The organism is Acuticoccus kandeliae (assembly GCF_003073115.1).
Genome location: NZ_QBBV01000002.1, coordinates 1,394,039 through 1,409,064 on the forward strand (window position 1 = coordinate 1,394,039; position 15,026 = coordinate 1,409,064).

The 15,026-nt window shown below is 69.2% G+C and carries 11 protein-coding genes; 9 read left to right on the top strand and 2 right to left on the bottom strand.

Annotated features, from left to right (window positions below):
* Positions 1 to 329: 329 nt before the first annotated feature.
* Complete coding sequence (locus DBV35_RS19145; RefSeq protein WP_108661882.1) at positions 330 to 3,305, top strand: mechanosensitive ion channel domain-containing protein; 2,976 nt, start codon at positions 330 to 332, stop codon at positions 3,303 to 3,305.
* A 374-nt stretch (positions 3,306 to 3,679) separates the two neighbouring features.
* Here DBV35_RS19145 and DBV35_RS19150 read toward each other — a convergent pair whose 3' ends face one another.
* Positions 3,680 to 4,852, bottom strand: coding sequence for an enolase C-terminal domain-like protein (locus DBV35_RS19150; protein WP_108662025.1), 1,173 nt, complete (start codon positions 4,850 to 4,852; stop codon positions 3,680 to 3,682).
* A 120-nt stretch (positions 4,853 to 4,972) separates the two neighbouring features.
* Here DBV35_RS19150 and DBV35_RS19155 point away from each other — a divergent pair, with 120 nt between their 5' ends.
* The 8 genes from DBV35_RS19155 to DBV35_RS19190 all read left to right on the top strand — a co-directional run bounded on the left by DBV35_RS19155 (position 4,973) and on the right by DBV35_RS19190 (position 13,743).
* A complete protein-coding gene (locus tag DBV35_RS19155) occupies positions 4,973 to 5,998 on the top strand; it encodes an ABC transporter substrate-binding protein (protein WP_108661883.1) in 1,026 nt (341 codons plus the stop codon).
* Between the two features lie 20 nt (positions 5,999 to 6,018).
* On the top strand, positions 6,019 to 8,139 hold the full coding sequence (locus DBV35_RS19160; RefSeq protein WP_108661884.1) for an ABC transporter permease: 2,121 nt from the start codon (positions 6,019 to 6,021) through the stop codon (positions 8,137 to 8,139).
* Positions 8,136 to 9,191 (top strand): ABC transporter ATP-binding protein, encoded by a 1,056-nt coding sequence (locus DBV35_RS19165; protein ID WP_108661885.1) that lies wholly within the window; start codon positions 8,136 to 8,138, stop codon positions 9,189 to 9,191. Before DBV35_RS19160 ends, DBV35_RS19165 begins: the two co-directional genes overlap by 4 nt.
* A 112-nt stretch (positions 9,192 to 9,303) precedes the next feature.
* A complete protein-coding gene (locus DBV35_RS19170; RefSeq protein WP_108662026.1) occupies positions 9,304 to 10,008 on the top strand; it encodes a GntR family transcriptional regulator in 705 nt (234 codons plus the stop codon).
* On the top strand, positions 10,005 to 10,928 hold the full coding sequence (locus DBV35_RS19175; protein WP_108661886.1) for an alpha/beta hydrolase: 924 nt from the start codon (positions 10,005 to 10,007) through the stop codon (positions 10,926 to 10,928). The genes DBV35_RS19170 and DBV35_RS19175 overlap by 4 nt, the downstream gene beginning before the upstream one ends.
* 47 nt (positions 10,929 to 10,975) lie before the next feature.
* A complete protein-coding gene (locus DBV35_RS19180) occupies positions 10,976 to 11,863 on the top strand; it encodes a sugar phosphate isomerase/epimerase family protein (protein WP_108661887.1) in 888 nt (295 codons plus the stop codon).
* Positions 11,860 to 12,855: a Gfo/Idh/MocA family protein gene (locus DBV35_RS19185; RefSeq protein ID WP_108661888.1), complete on the top strand. Its 996-nt coding sequence runs from the start codon at positions 11,860 to 11,862 to the stop codon at positions 12,853 to 12,855. Before DBV35_RS19180 ends, DBV35_RS19185 begins: the two co-directional genes overlap by 4 nt.
* A gap of 66 nt (positions 12,856 to 12,921) precedes the next feature.
* Positions 12,922 to 13,743 carry an aspartate dehydrogenase gene (locus DBV35_RS19190; protein ID WP_108661889.1) on the top strand — a complete coding sequence of 274 codons (822 nt, stop codon included), beginning with the start codon at positions 12,922 to 12,924 and terminating at the stop codon, positions 13,741 to 13,743.
* A gap of 3 nt (positions 13,744 to 13,746) precedes the next feature.
* Here DBV35_RS19190 and DBV35_RS19195 read toward each other — a convergent pair whose 3' ends face one another.
* Complete coding sequence (locus tag DBV35_RS19195; RefSeq protein WP_108661890.1) at positions 13,747 to 14,964, bottom strand: aminotransferase; 1,218 nt, start codon at positions 14,962 to 14,964, stop codon at positions 13,747 to 13,749.
* Positions 14,965 to 15,026 lie beyond the last annotated feature (62 nt).

Here is a 15,026-nt window from a genome sequence, read left to right on the forward strand (position 1 = left end):
CCCGGCAGCTCTTGGACCGATTGGCAGTCTCGGCAAAGTGTCGCCTCACGTCAAAGCGACCCTGCACCACGGGTCCGGCCGGTTGTCTCCCTCATCAAACCGTCCTAGACCCCTTGGTACGAACGTCACAAGGCCACTGTCCGGCATGGGAGCACTGTGCCGGTTGGCCGACCGTCGCTGTTTTGCGTTACGAGTGTTGTATGGCCGTTACGAGATCCTTTGTTGCCGTGTGCGTCGCGGTTGTTTCAATCCTCGCGCTGGCGGCTCTGTCCCAACCGGCCCTCGCACAGACAAATGGTCTCATAACGCTGCGCTCCCAGCTCCTCACCATGGAGCGGGATCTGCGCAATCTCGAGGTGGCGGTCCAGCAGCAGACCGACGAGAACGCCCGCATCGTCGACCAGCTGAACACGTTCGACGAATCGACCCCCATCACCTTCGAGAACCTGCAGCAGGCGCAGTTCGAGGTGGACATCGCCTCCACCCGCCTCCTGACCCTCGCCCATCGCCTCACCGAGCAGAGCGAGCGCTTCGACACGTTGAACGCCGCGATCGTGGCCGCGACGGCGGAGATCCGCAGCAATCCGCGCGACACCCTCTCCGGCATCATGGACGAGGAGACGCTCGACTGGCGCAGCCGCATCCGTGACGTCCAGGGCAAGATCCTTGACCTCCTGACGCGCTATCAGGGCCTCTCCTCCGAATATCTCAGCCTGCGCCAGGAGCAGCTGTCGATCATCCAGGGCCTCATGACGCTCGACGCGATCGACGGGGTGAACCCGGACGAGGACGCGCCGATCATCGTGCGGCTGAACGCGCTCGTCGACCAGCTCTCCCAGTCCGCCCTCGCCCTCTCCAACGAGGCGTCGAGCATCACCGAATCGAACCCGGCCGCGGTGCAGCGCCGAAATCTCCTGCGCCTGCGCTCGGACGAGACGCTGCTGCGCTCCACCGCGCGCGTCACCGACGTGACCCTCATCGAGGCGCGCGGCACGCTCGCCGCGCTGAAGACGCTGCCGAACGAGCCGTCGATCCCGATCCCCCTCTTCGATTCGGCGATCGAACGGCTCGACGAGATGGACCTCGCGCTGCAGCAGCGCGCCACCACCATCGTCGCGAACCAGGACGCGCTCACCGATCTCACGCGCATTCTGGGCGAACCGCGTGACGCGAACGCAGTCAACGATGCGCTGCGCATCCGCATCCGCGGCCTCAATGATCTCCTCGCCATCCAGGCGACCGAGCTCGGGGATCTGCGCGAGGACGTCGCCCGCACCCGCGCGAACCTTGCGCGGGAGAGCGCCGTGCGCGAGCGCGCCCTCCTGATGAACCGCGAGACCGCGCGCACCGACTATGCCGCGCGCGAGCGGATCAAGACCGAGATCACCGCCCTCCCGAACAAGCTCCAGTCGATCTATGACGGCCGCCTCACCGAGGTGGAGACAGCCCTCAAGGTCGCCGACCAGAAGCGGCTGACCGCGTTCGGCGCGGCGGTGATCGCGTTCATCGTGATCGTCGCGTGGCTGCGGCGCAGCCTCCTGAAGCGCTTCGTCTCGGCCGAGGCGACGCGCGCGACGGCGGTGCCGCTGGAGGTGCTGCGGCGCAACCTCTTCTGGCTCGCCCCGGCGGGCATCTGGTGGATCTTCACGCAGATCTTCTCGATCTCGTACAACACCGCGGTCGCGGTGCTGATGATCCTCATCATCCCGGCCGCGGCGGCGCTCCTGCGCGACCTCACCCAGGTCATCGTCTCGCGCCGCACGGTCGGCGGCCAGCGGCGGATCGGCCGCATCATCACGCGCTGCACCGAAGTCGCGATGATCCTGACGACGATCGTGGTGTTCGCCTATGTCGTGCTCGACGAGGTGCACCTCCTCCCCTCGACGCAGTCCGCGATCAACCGCCTCGCCTACTCCGTCTTCGTGCTGAGCGGCCTGCCGCTACTCCTCTTCGTCTTCTTCTTCGCCTCCTCGGCCGAGCGCAGCTCCTATGGCCGCATCCGCCAGTGGGTCGCGGGCCTCCTGTCGCTCCTGCCGCCGGCCGCGATGATCGCGACCGGCGTCGCCGGCCTCGCGGGCTACACGAACCTCGCGGCGATGATGATGGAGAATCTCGCGATCGCGATCGGCATCGCCGCCGCCCTCGCCCTCGCCCTCGGCGTCCTCAACGACATCATGGAGGGCTTCGCCGCGCGGGCCCGCGCCAAGGATCCGGCGCGCGCCTTCTTCGTGCGCTCGAACTTCCTCCAGCCGCTGACGCGCGCGGGGCAGGTCTTCCTTTCCGCCGTCGCGATCGGCGTCACCGCGCGCATCTTCCAGTGGACGGCCGAGACGCCGGGCATCCGCCAGTTCCTCGCGGTGTGGAACTACCAGCTCTTCAGCGTCGAATCCTCGGCCTACAGCGTCGGCAGCGTCATCATCGCGATCGCGGCGCTGGTGTTCGTCTTCTGGCTCGGCGCCTGGTGCCGCCGCGTCGCCTACACCGTCGTGTTCGGCCGCCTGAAGGACATCGGCATCCGCCAGAGCCTCTCGGTGTTCGCGCAATATGTCGTGGTCGTCATCGGCATCCTCGTGACGCTCACCATCGTCGGCTTCGACGTGACGACCCTGACGGTGTTCGCCGCCTCCCTCGGTGTCGGTATCGGTTTCGGCATGCAGAATGTCGTGAACAACTTCATCTCGGGCCTCCTCCTCCTCGTGGAGCGCCCGCTGCGCCTCGGCGACATCGTGACCGTCGGCGCCAATTCCGGCACCGTGAGCCAGATCGGCATCCGCTCCATGCGGCTGAAGACGTTCGACGAGTTCGACCTCATCGTGCCGAACTCGGCGCTGATCTCCGACACGTTCACCAACTGGACGCGCACCAACTCCATGATGCGCGTGATCCTGTCGGTCGGGATCTCGTATTCGGACGATCCGGAGGACGCCATCAAGGTGGTGGTCGACGTGCTCGACAAGCATCCGGGCGTCTTGCGCTCGCCAGCGCCGATGGTGACGACGGACGACTTCGCCGACTCCGCCATCAACCTGCGGATCTGCTACTATATCGACCTGCGCGGCTCGATGAGCGGCTTCACGATCCGCAGCGAGGTGCTGACGCAGATCTGGCGCCGCTTCAACGAGGCGGGGATCTCGATCCCCTTCCCGCAGCGCGACGTGCACATGTTCGCGATGAACCCGCGCGAGCCGAAGGCCCCGGCCGCCCCGATCGAGGGCGCGCGCAAGGCGCTCCCCCAGAACGAAGAGGACTGGGTCGGCGACGCGATCGAGATGGCGCAGGGGAACGACGACGAGGAGTCGTTCTAGGCTCCGGTTGGACCGACCTGAGCGAAGCGCAATCGCGCCGGATCAATGGCGGGGACACGCCTTTCTCGCTCAATCCGATTTGGACTGAGCGAGGCGCGTTCCAGACCGGCCACCGCGGTGGCATCGGCCCGAAGGTGAAGGGGTGGTGCCGCTGTTTTCCGCACCGGGACGCTGTCCCGGCGGAAGAGGCTTCGCGCCTGCTACCCCGCACAGTGGGGCATGGCGGCTCGCGGCTCTCCTCTCGCAATCGCTGCTGCTAAGCGAAACGACGTTCCGCCGATTCGCGTCGCATACGGCGTGGAGATACCAGTTCATTGGTGAACATGGGGTGAGCGGATGGCCGCATCCCCAGCGGGGCCGCGGCCTTTGCGCCTTCAGGCGGCCTTGAAGGTCTCGTGCATGACCTTGTTCGCGCGGATCCGCTCCCAATCGTAGCTGACGCCGAGGCCGGGGCCGGAGGGGACCGGGAAGGTCCCGTCCGGAGCGATCGCGTCGAGATCGTCGCTGTAGCCGCAGGTGTAGATCGCCGGCAGCGCGTTCTTCATGCCGGGGCCGACGAGGGTCGTCTCGTAGAAATTCGTGTTGCGGATCGCGGCCATGCAGTGGCGCTGCGCCGGCCCGCAGGAGTGCAGCTCGCAATCGAGGCCGAACGATTCGGCGAGGTGGGCGATGCGCATCGTGCCGGTGATGCCGAGGTCGAACTCGGGGTCGGCCCGCACATAGTCGGTCGCCCCGGCGACGATGAAGTCGGCCTTCTGCTCGAGCCCGCGCACGTGCTCGGTCATGAGGAGCGGCGTCTTGATGAAGGATTTCAGCCGCTTCGCCCCGTGCTGGGAGACGCCATTGTCGCGATAGGGATCCTCGATCCACATGAAGTTCGCCTCGTCGCAGGCGCGGCCGACCTGGAGGGCGTGCGCGAAGGTGCGCAGGTCGCACGAGGGGTCGAGCATCAGCTTCATCTCCCCGCCGAAGCGCTTGCCGAGGAGGCTCACGGTCCGGCTCTCCTCGTCCGGATCCCCCTCGCTGAAGCCGTGCACCTTGAAGGCGGTGTAGCCGAGCGAGCGGCACTCCTCGGCGAACTCCACGTAGGCCTCGGGGCTGTCGAGCCGCCCGTTGCGGTCGCCGTGGAGGGTGCTCGCATAGGCGGTGACGCGCGTCTTGTCGCCGCCGAGCAGCGTCGCGATGGACGCGCCATAGGCCTTGCCCGCGAGATCCCAGAGCGGGATGTCGAGGAGCCCGATCCCCATCATGTCGGTCTGGCGCAGGCCGTAGCGGAAGTGGGCGTAGATCGCCTCGCGATGGAGCGGGTTGCGCCCGATCAGCATCGGGGCGAGCTGGAGAACCTGCGCGATCGCGGCGGCCGTGCCGCCCCACCCGGTCACATATTCGCCCACCACCCCGTCGCTGTCGTGGATGGTGATCGCGTGGCGCACCATGCGGTGGCTCTTGCCGGGCGCGCAGACGATGTTGAAGCCGCCATCGTCCAGCGCAAGGTCGGGGACGACATACTCGAAGCCTGTCACCTCGACACGTTCGATCACACTCATTTCGGTCTCTTTGTCCAAAGGGGGTTGCGGAACCCGACGATCTCGATAACGATAATGATAATCGGAGCGGGGACACAACCCTTCGCCCTGGCCAACGGACAGATTTCACGGGAGGAACCGATGGTCCGTACTAAGCACGTGCTTCTTGCGTCCACCGTCAGCCTGCTCGCACTCGCGAGCGGCGTGGCGTCGGCGCAGAACCTCGTCGTCTATTGCAGTGCCCAACAATCGTGGTGCGAGGCGACCGCCTCGGCATTCACCCAGAAGACCGGCGTGCCGGTCGCGATGCAGCGCAAGGACACCGGCGCCGCACTCGCGCAGATCCGCGCCGAAGCCTCGAACCCCCAGGCGGACGTGTGGTGGGGCGGTTCGGGCGACGCGCACATCCAGGCCGCGCAGGACGATCTCACGGTCGAGTATCACTCGCCGAACGCGTCCGAGCTGCACGACTGGGCGATCCAGCAGGCCGAGACCGCCGGCTACAAGACGATCGGCATCTACTCGGGCGTCCTCGGCTGGGGCTACAACACTGAATTCTTCGAGCGCGAAGGCCTCGACCCGCCGCTCGCCTGGAGCGACCTCGAGAAGGGCGAGTATGAGGGCGAGATCCAGGTCGCGAACCCGAACACCTCTGGCACGGCCTACACCGCGCTCGCGACGCTCGTGCAGCTCTATGGCGAGGACGAGGCGTTCGCGTACCTGAAGCGCATCGACGACAATATCAGCGAGTACACCCAGTCCGGCACTGCCGGCATCCGCGCCGCCGCGCTCGGCGAAACCGGCATCGGCATCGCCTTCCTGCACGACGTGATCCAGCAGGCCGCCGCCGGCTTCCCGGTGAAGGCCGTCGCCCCCTCCGACGGGACCGGCTACGAGATCGGCTCCATGAGCCTCATCAAGGGCGGCCCGAACGAGGAGACCGCCAAGCAGTTCTACGACTGGGCGCTCACCGCCGAGGCGCAGGGCCTCGCCCTCGCGGCCGGGGCCTTCCAGATCCAGGCAAACAAGGCCGTCGCCCCTTCCCCCGAGGCGCCGAGCCTCGATGACACCAAGCTCATCGACTACGACTTCGCGAAGTATGGCTCGGCCGAGACGCGCACCCACCTCCTGAAGCGGTGGGACGAGGAGATCGGGTCGCAGCGCTGACCGGATCTGCGTCTCTTCCGATGAAGCCTTCCGTGTTCTGGCTCGCCGTCGCTGCGGCGGCGAGCCTCCTTCCCTGGTACGCCGAGGCGCCGTCGGGCGCGGCTGCGAGCGGGATCGGCCTTGCCCTGTCCGGCTCCCTCGCGGTGCTGCCTGTCCTCGCCGCCCTCCTCGCGCTCCTCGTCCTCGCCTTGCGACCGGAGGCGGCCCGCCCGCACCTCTCCGTGGTGCTCGCCTTCGCGGCGGCCGCGTACATGCTCGTCTCGGGCGGCCTCCAGGGGACCGCCTATCTCGCCGACCAGCCGCTGTCCCTCGCCAACCAGCCCTCGATCGGGTGGGGCGCGGGCCTCACCATCGTCGCCCTTCTCGGCGTCGCGGCGAGCGCGCTCGCGCGCGCCGGGCTGATGGATGGCGACCGTTTCGGCGCGCATCTCTTCATCCTCGTCTGCGCGGTCCTCGCCCTCTTCGTCGTCTTCCCGATGGCGCAGGTCTTCGAGGCCGTGTTGAAGCCCACCGCCGAAGCGGGGATCCTCGAAAGCGCCGCCGGCCGCCTCACCGGGCGCGACATCTGGGGCCTCTCCTGCGTCGTCGACGGCGGGCGCTGCGGCATGGTGTGGAACTCGCTCGGCCTCGGCACGGCGGTCGGCCTCTCGGCGACGCTCCTTGGCCTCGGCGCGGCGCTCTTCATCGTGCGCACGAATGCGCCGCTGCGCGGTCCGGTGCGCCTCGTGACACTCCTGCCGCTCGTGACGCCACCCTTCGTCGTCGGCCTCGCCCTCATCCTTCTCTTCGGCCGCTCCGGCTCGATCACCCTTCTCCTCTACGACCTCTTCGACATCCGCCCCTCGCGCTGGATCTACGGGCCGCAGGGCGTGTGGCTCGCGCAGACGCTCGGCCTCACCCCGCTCGCCTTCATGGTGATCCACGCGACGCTCGTCTCCGTCAGCCCCTCGGTCGAGGAGGCGGCGTCCACGCTGCGCGCGAGCCGCTGGATGACCTTCCGCACCGTGACGCTGCCGCTGATCCGGCCCGGACTCGCGAACGCCTTCCTCCTCTGCTTCATCGAGAGCCTCGCCGATCTCGGCAATCCGCTGATCCTCGGCGGCGGCTTCCGCGTCCTCGCCTCCGGCATCTATTTCAAGATCGTCGGCGCGCAGGCCGATCTTGGCGAGGCGGCCGGGCTCGGCCTCATCCTGCTCGCGATCTCGCTGATCGCCTTCCTCCTCCAGACGCTGTGGCTGCGCCGCTCCTCGTTCGTCACGATCACGGGCAAGGGCGACGGGGGCAGCTTCGTGTCGCTCGCGCCGCCGCTGAAGATCGCGGTGTGCGCCGTCACCCTCGTCTGGGGCGTCCTCATCCTCACCGTCTACGGCACGGTGATCGCCGGCAGCTTCGCCAACATCTGGGGCCGGGACTACTCCTTCACCCTGAAGCACTATGCCGACGCGTTCGCGGTCATCTCCGGCGAGCACGGGCTCGTCTGGGCGGGCGGGGCATGGAACTCCTTCTTCACGACGCTCTGGATCGCCGCGCTCTCGGCCCCGCTCACGGCCGCGCTCGGCCTCCTCACCGCCTACCTCATCGCGCGGCGCCGCTTCTACGGGCGCGGCACGTTCGAGTTCGTCGCGATGATGAGTTTCGCGATGCCGGGGACGGTGATCGGCCTGGCCTACGTCCTCGCCTTCAACACGCCGCCGCTGGAGCTGACGGGCACCGCGACGATCCTCGTCGTCGCCTTCATCTCGCGCAACATGCCGATCGGCGTCAGGGTCGGGATGGCGCAATTCTCCCAGATCGACCCGAGCCTCGACGAGGCCTCGACGACGCTGGGGGCCGGTCCCTTCATGACGCTGCGGCGCGTCCTCTACCCGCTCCTGAAGCCCGCGGTCGCGACGGCGGTGATCTACGCCTTCGTCTCCTCGGTGACGACGCTGAGCCAGGTCATCTTCCTCGTCTCGCCGCGATATGATTGGGCGACGACCTACATCGTCGGCCTCGTGGAGAACACGAATTACGGGCGCGCGATCGCCTACAGCGTGGTGCTGATCGTCCTCCTGATCGTCATCGTGGCCCTCCTCCAGCTCATCCTGGCGCGCACCGAGTTCCGCCGGGTCAACACGAAATCGACGGGAGAGACAGTTTGAGCGACCCCGCCCTCGTCTTCGACCGAGTCGGCAAGTCCTTCGGCCACTACCAGGCGGTCCGGGGGATCTCCTTCACGCTCGAACGGCATGAGCTCGTCTGCCTCCTCGGCCCCAGCGGCTGCGGCAAGACGACGACGCTGCGCCTCGTCGCGGGCCTCGAAATGCCGACGAGCGGGACGATCCTCATCGGCGGCAAGGACGTGAGCGCCATTCCCGCGAGCCAGCGCAACATCGCGATGGTGTTCCAGTCCTACGCCCTCTTCCCGCACATGAGCGTGGTGGAGAATGTCGCCTACGGCCTCATCGCCCAGCGCATCGGCAAGAAGGAGGCGCGCGAGCGCGCCCTTGCCCAGCTCGAGCTCGTCGGCCTCGCGGGTTACGACAAGCGCCTGCCAAGCGAGATCTCGGGCGGCCAGCAGCAGCGCGTCGCGGTCGCCCGCGCGCTCGTCCTGGAGCCCGACGTCCTCCTCTTCGACGAGCCGCTCTCCAACCTCGACGCCAAGCTCCGCCGCCGCGTGCGCGAGGACATCCGCGACCTCCAGCAGCGCCTCGGCCTCACCGTCCTCTACGTGACGCACGACCAGTCCGAGGCGATGGCGATCTCGGACCGGATCATCATCATGCAGGGCGGCGAGATCCAGCAATGGGGGCCGCCCCGCGCGCTCTATGAGGAGCCGGCGACCGCCTTCGTCGCCGACTTCATGGGGGACGCGAACGTCATCGGCGCCACCACCGAGGCGGGGCCGGACGGTGCCGCGATCGTGCCGCTCGACGGGCTGCGCCTGCCCTCCCCGCTCGCCGCGGGCCAGGCGGTCGACGTCGTCCTGCGGCCGGAGCATCTCGTCTTCACCGATGCCGGCGAGGGGACGATCCGCGGCACCATCCGCCGCGCGTCCTATCTCGGCGCGCAGTGCGAGTATCGCGTGGAGAGCGCGCTCGGCCCCCTCCTCGTGATCGAGCATGTCGGCGACACGATCCGGGCCGAGGGCGCCGAGATCGGCCTCACGATCGACCCACGCCGCGCGCGCATCATTGCGAGGGCGGGCGCATGATGGCGCGGCGCGTATCCTCTGGATTTCCGGCCTTTCGCGCGCCCGTTCGCCTTGCATCTTCGAACGGGTGCGTGATAGATTTTATCAATATCGATAATCCCGCGAGCACATGATGGCGGTCGAGAGTTTCCAGTCCCCCTATGCTGGCGCACCGCGGTCGACCTCGCGGCGCAGCCAGGCGGTTTTCGTGGCGCTCCAGCGTGAGATCATGCTGGGCGAGATCGCCCCGAAACAGGTGGTGCTGGAGCTCGAACTCGCGGCGCGCTTCAATTGCAGCCAGGGCACCGTGCGCGAGGCGCTCCTCCAGCTCCAGGAAGAGGGCCTCGTCCAGCGCACGCCCCACCGCGGCACCACCGTCGCCGACTGCAACGCCGACGATGCGCGCGAACTCCTCCTCATCCGCCACGATATCGAGACGCGCGGCATCATCCGCTCCATGGCCGACGACGCGCAGGCCGTGGTCCCGGCGCTGCGGGCCGAGCTCGACGCGATGCGCGCCGCCGCGGAGGACGAGGACGAGTACCGCCTCTCCGCCCACGACCGGATGTTCCACCTCATCCTCTTCGCCGCGGCCGAGCTTCCGGCGGTGCAGCCGATCCTGAGCCGCTGCCTCCTCCACAATCACCGCTACAAGATCCTCACCAGCGCCCCGAACCGGGCGCTGCGCGAGACGGCGGACCGTCACGTCGCAATCATCGAGGCCATCGCCTCCGGCGATGCCGACGTCGCCTGCAAGACGCTCTCCCACCACATCGCAACCATCGTGGATTTCGGCCCCGCGCTGATCGGCGGGGCCACACCGGGACGCCTGTCATGACCTATTCCGCGATCCCGACGCCCGCGATGGAGAAGGTTCTCGCCCGCCTCGCCGAGGAGGACCGGGGCGTCCCCGACCCCACAACCCTCCCCTCCGCCGAGGGCCGGGCGCTCGCCGCCCGCACCAACCGGCGCTGGAACCAGGCGCTCCCCGAGATGGCCGAGATCATTCCGGTCGAGGTCGGCGGCTGCGCGGCGACGCGCTTCGTGCCGCCGGTCGACGCTGGCAAGGGGGCGATCCTCTACATCCACGGCGGCGGCTGGGCCTTCTGCTCGAAGGAGACGCACGAGCGGATGGTGCGCCTTCTCGCGATCGCGGCCGAATGCCCGGTCGTCTCGACCGACTACCGCCTCGCGCCGGAGGACCCGTTTCCGGCGGGGCTCGACGATTGCGCGCGCGCCTGGGCCGACTTTCGCGCCGGCGAGGGCGACCGCGCGCTCGGCATCTCCGGCGACAGCGCCGGGGCGAACCTCGCGCTCGCCCTGATGCTGCGCGAGCCGGCCGTCGCGCCCGCCGCCGCCCTCCTCTTCTACGGCGTCTATGGCGCGGATTTCGGCTCCCCCTCCTACATCGCCTTCGCCGACGGGCCGGGCCTGACGCGCGCCAAGATGCAGCGCTATTTCGACTGGTACGCCCCCGGCGCGGTCCGCGAGGACCCGCTCGTCGCCCCGCTTCAGGCGAGCGACGCAGCGCTCGCGGCGCTGCCGCCCCTCCACCTCAACCTTGCCGGCCTCGACCCGCTGCGCAGCGACACCGAACGCCTCGTCGCCCGCCTCGCCGCGCTCGGCCGCACCGACAGCGTCGCCGCCTTCGAAGGGGTGGTCCACGGCTTCATGCAGATGAGCGAGGCGCTGCCCGAGGCGCGCGCCGCCATCGAGACGGCCGGCCGCGCCTTCCGCACCATCATCGGCAGCCCGTGATCCGCACGGCCGGCCCCACGACAAAGACCGCTCTCAGGAACCGCCTCATGCACAACCCGATCGGCATCATCTCGATGCAGTTCGTCCGGCCGTTCGGACCGAAGAATCTCCACCTCTTCCAGGACATCCGCGACCTCGGCTTCGACTTCATCGAGCTCCTGGTGCCGGAGCCGGAGGACGGGCTCGACCTCGTCGAGACGCGCACGGCGCTCAACGACGCGGGGCTCGGCATCGTGCTCGCCGCGCGCGTCAACATGAACCGCTCGATCGCGAGCGACTCCGCCGCCGCGCGCCAGGGCGGGCTCGACTATCTGCGCCGCACGGTCGAGGTCGCGGCGACGCTCGGCGCCGGCATCGTCGGCGGGCCGCTCTATGGCGAGCCGCTGGTCTTCGCCGGGCGCGCGCCCGTCCCGCACGACGCCGCCACCATCGCGACCCGCGCCGAGCGCACGGTGGAGGGGCTCGCCGAGGTCGCGCCCGAGGCGCGGGAGGCGGGCGTCGTCTTCGCGCTGGAACCGCTGAACCGGTTCGAGACCGACATCGTGTCGACGACCCAGCAGGCGATCGAGGTGGTGGACCGTGTCGGCGACGCCGGGCTCGGCATCGTCCTCGACACCTTCCACATGAACATGGAGGAGCGCTCGATCCCCGACGCGATCCGCGCCGCCGGCCACCGCCTCGTCCATTTCCAGGCGAACGAGAACCATCGCGGCTTCCCCGGCACCGGACATCTCGACTGGCCGGTGATCATGCGCGCCCTCGCCGAGATCGACTATTCGGGCCCCGTCTCGCTCGAACCCTTCCGGCGGGAGGATGACCGGGTCGGCCTGCCGATCGCCCACTGGCGCGCCCCGCACGAAGACGAGACGCCGAAGCTGCGCGCCGGTCTCGGCCTCATCCGCTCCGCGCTGGCGCTCGCCGAGGTGAACCAATGAGTCTCAAGATCGGCTGGATCGGCTGCGGCCGGCACGCGACGCAGATGCTGCTCCCGCAGCTCACGCGCTGCGGCGTGCGCCTCGAAGCGATCTGCGACGTCGACCGCACCGCCGCACAGGCGACCGCGACCCAGTACGGCGTCGCCCACGTCACCGACGACTATGCCGCCCTCATCGCCCACCAGGGGCTCGACGCGATCGGCATGGCCGTCGGCCCGGGGATCCACCAGAAGGCGAGCATCATGGCGCTGGAGACGGGGCTCCCCGTCTTCATGGAGAAGCCGCCCGCCCTCGACAGCACCGGCGCGCGCGCCATCGCGGACGCGTCGGAGCGGACCGGAAAGCCGGTGATCGTCGGCTTCATGAAGCGCTTCTCGACCGGCAACAAGATCGCTCACAACGTGATCAATGGCGGCGATTTCGGCCCGGTCCTCGGCATCACCGGCATCTACATGACGGCGCCTACCTATTTCGTGGGCGAGGTCGACTATTCCGGCTTCTTCCTCCACCATTGCGTCCACTATATGGACCTCGTGCCCTGGCTCGCCGGCGCGCCCATCGTCGACATGGCGCTGCGCAAGAACGAGCCGGAGCCCGGCAAGCTCCTCCTCCACGTCAACATCACCTGCGCCAACGGGGCGATCGGCACGATCGTGATGGGCACGGTCCAGTCGCGCGGCACGCCCATGGAGCAGATCGTCGTGATGGGCGATCACAGGCGGGTCGAGGTGAACAACATCATCGACGTCACCTACCACCGGAACCCCGCCTTCAAGGCGGACGACCCGGCCGCGACGCTGACGGGCGAGACGGACAGCCTGACCTGGCGGCCGAACTTCACCGCCGCCGTCAACGAGGACCACAAGGGCTACCACGCCCTCATGATCGAGACCGTCGCCGCCCTGAAGGGCGAGGCGAACAACGCGCCGACCATCGCGGACGGCGTCGTGGCGATGGAGAATCTCGAAAGGATGATGGCGCTCGCCGGATAGATCTGCCGTCCCGCCGCGATAAGGTGCGGGACGCGACGCGATCGCGCCCCGCCCTGAGGACGTCCCATGACCCGCCCCACACCGCCCATCCGCGTCGCCATCGCCGGCCTCGGGGCCATCGGCCTCAAGGTCGCGAAGGCGATCGCGTCGGGCGACCTCGACGGCTTCGCGGTCGCCGCCGTGTCGGCGCGCGACCAGGAGGCCGCGCGCGCCCGCCTCGCGCCGATCGCGCCGGACGTGCCGGTCGTCACGATCGCGGACCTCGAGCCGCTCGCCGATCTCGTGATCGAATGCGCGCCGGCGGCCCATTTCGAGGCGATCGTCGGCCCGTTCGTGCGCGCCGGAAAGACCGCGCTCGTCCTCTCGATCGGCGCGATCCTCACCCATGAGGGGCTGATCGGCGAGGCGAAGGCGCATGGCGGGCAGATCATCGTCCCCTCGGGCGCCCTCCTCGGCCTCGACGCGGTGACGGCGGCGGCCGAGGGCGAGATCGCGTCCGTCACGATGGTGACGCGCAAGCCCGTGAAGGGCCTTCTCGGCGCGCCGCACCTCGTGACGCACGGGATCGACATCAGCGCCATCACCGAGCCGCAGCGCGTCTTCGTCGGCAGCGCGCGGGAGGCGGCGGTGGGCTTCCCCGCGAACCTCAACGTCGCAGTCGCGCTCGCCCTCGCGGGCGTCGGCCCGGACCGCACGACGCTCGAGATCTGGGCCGACCCGGCGCTGACGCGCAACACGCACGCGATCATCGTGGAGGCCGACAGCGCAACCTTCCGCATGTCGATCGAGAATGTCCCGAGCGAGAACCCGAAGACCGGCCGCATCACCGCCCTCGCCGTCATCGCGGCGCTGCGCAAGATGACGGCCCCGCTCCGCGTCGGGACCTGACGCCTACGCGGCGGGGGCGAACGCCTCGGCGAGCGCGTTGATGCGCGCCGAGATGCCTTCCAGGCGCGCCGGATCGACGTTCGCGAACGCGATCCGCAGGTAACCGTCCTGGCCGGGGCCGAAGAAGCTTCCGGGCAGGCACAGGACGCCGAAACGGCGGGCGAGCGCCTCCGCCACCTCCAGCCCCGGCCGGTCGAACGGGTGGCGCAGGTAGGCGAAATAGGCCCCCATCGAGACGATCTCCCACCCCGGACATTGCGCGATCTCGGCGGCGAAGAGGGCGGCGCGGCGGTTGAAGTCGGCCCGCATCGCGGCGCGCGGGGCGGCGAGCGCCGCGAGTGTCTCGGCGAGCGCGATCTGGCCGGTGCGCGGCGCGCAGATCTGGAGGCTGTCCATCACCTTCTCCACGCCCGCCACCACGTCCCGCCCGGCGACGATCGCGCCGACGCGATGGCCCGGCACCGCGCAGGACTTCGAGAAGGAATAGAGGTGGAGGATCCGCCCCCGCCAGTCCGCCGCCTCGAACGCGGCGTGAGGCGGGCCCTCATGCGCGGCGGGCATGAAGTCGCGATAGGTCTCGTCGAGGATCAGGGGGATCCCCGCCTCGGCGGCCATCGCGGCGAAGGCGGCGATGGTGGCAGCGTCGTAGACGGCGCCGGTGGGGTTGTTCGGCGTGATGAGGACGATCGCGCGCGTGCGCGGCGTCACCAGCGCGCGCGCCGTCTCGATGTCGGGCACGAAGCCGCGCTCGGCCCGGCAGGGCAGCGGCACCGCCGCGATGCCGAGCATGTCGCAGTCCATCTTGTAGTTGAAGTACCAGGGCGCGGGCAGGATGATTTCGTCGCCCGCCTTCGCGAGCGTCATCAGCGCGACGAAGAAGGCCTGGTTGCAGCCGGCGGTGATCGCAATGTCGGCGGCGGCGACGTCCCCGCCATAGGTCGCGCGGATGTCGGCCGCGAGCGCCTCGCGCAGCGCCGGGTCGCCGAGGATCGGGCCGTAGCGCGCCGCCTCGGGCGAGGACGCCGCACGGCCAAGCGCGTCGAGAAGCAGCTCCTCCGGCGCGCGGCCGGGCACCGCCTGCGACAGGTTGATCGCCGGCCCCGCGCTCCCGTCATATCCGCCGAGCCAGGCGACGGCGGCCGGGATCGGCGCCCCTTCGGTCGCGATGATGTGGGGATTGATCGGGAAGGCTTCCGCCTTTGTGTCGATTGCGCGCGTCATGGGTGTGCCTGGGAATGCCTGCCGGCCGGTATGCCCCACCGTTCCTGCGCGAGCGCCGCCCC

Bases quoted from the DNA above. Each gene is read 5' to 3' on its own strand.
- DBV35_RS19185 (WP_108661888.1), top strand. From the start codon at position 11,860: ATGAGTCTCAAGATCGGCTGGATCGGCTGCGGCCGGCACGCGACGCAG.
- DBV35_RS19195 (WP_108661890.1), bottom strand. From the start codon at position 14,964: ATGACGCGCGCAATCGACACAAAGGCGGAAGCCTTCCCGATCAATCCC.
- DBV35_RS19155 (WP_108661883.1), top strand. From the start codon at position 4,973: ATGGTCCGTACTAAGCACGTGCTTCTTGCGTCCACCGTCAGCCTGCTC.
- DBV35_RS19170 (WP_108662026.1), top strand. From the start codon at position 9,304: ATGGCGGTCGAGAGTTTCCAGTCCCCCTATGCTGGCGCACCGCGGTCG.
- DBV35_RS19160 (WP_108661884.1), top strand. From the start codon at position 6,019: ATGAAGCCTTCCGTGTTCTGGCTCGCCGTCGCTGCGGCGGCGAGCCTC.
- DBV35_RS19190 (WP_108661889.1), top strand. From the start codon at position 12,922: ATGACCCGCCCCACACCGCCCATCCGCGTCGCCATCGCCGGCCTCGGG.
- DBV35_RS19175 (WP_108661886.1), top strand. From the start codon at position 10,005: ATGACCTATTCCGCGATCCCGACGCCCGCGATGGAGAAGGTTCTCGCC.
- DBV35_RS19180 (WP_108661887.1), top strand. From the start codon at position 10,976: ATGCACAACCCGATCGGCATCATCTCGATGCAGTTCGTCCGGCCGTTC.
- DBV35_RS19150 (WP_108662025.1), bottom strand. From the start codon at position 4,852: ATGAGTGTGATCGAACGTGTCGAGGTGACAGGCTTCGAGTATGTCGTC.
- DBV35_RS19145 (WP_108661882.1), top strand. From the start codon at position 330: ATGGAGCGGGATCTGCGCAATCTCGAGGTGGCGGTCCAGCAGCAGACC.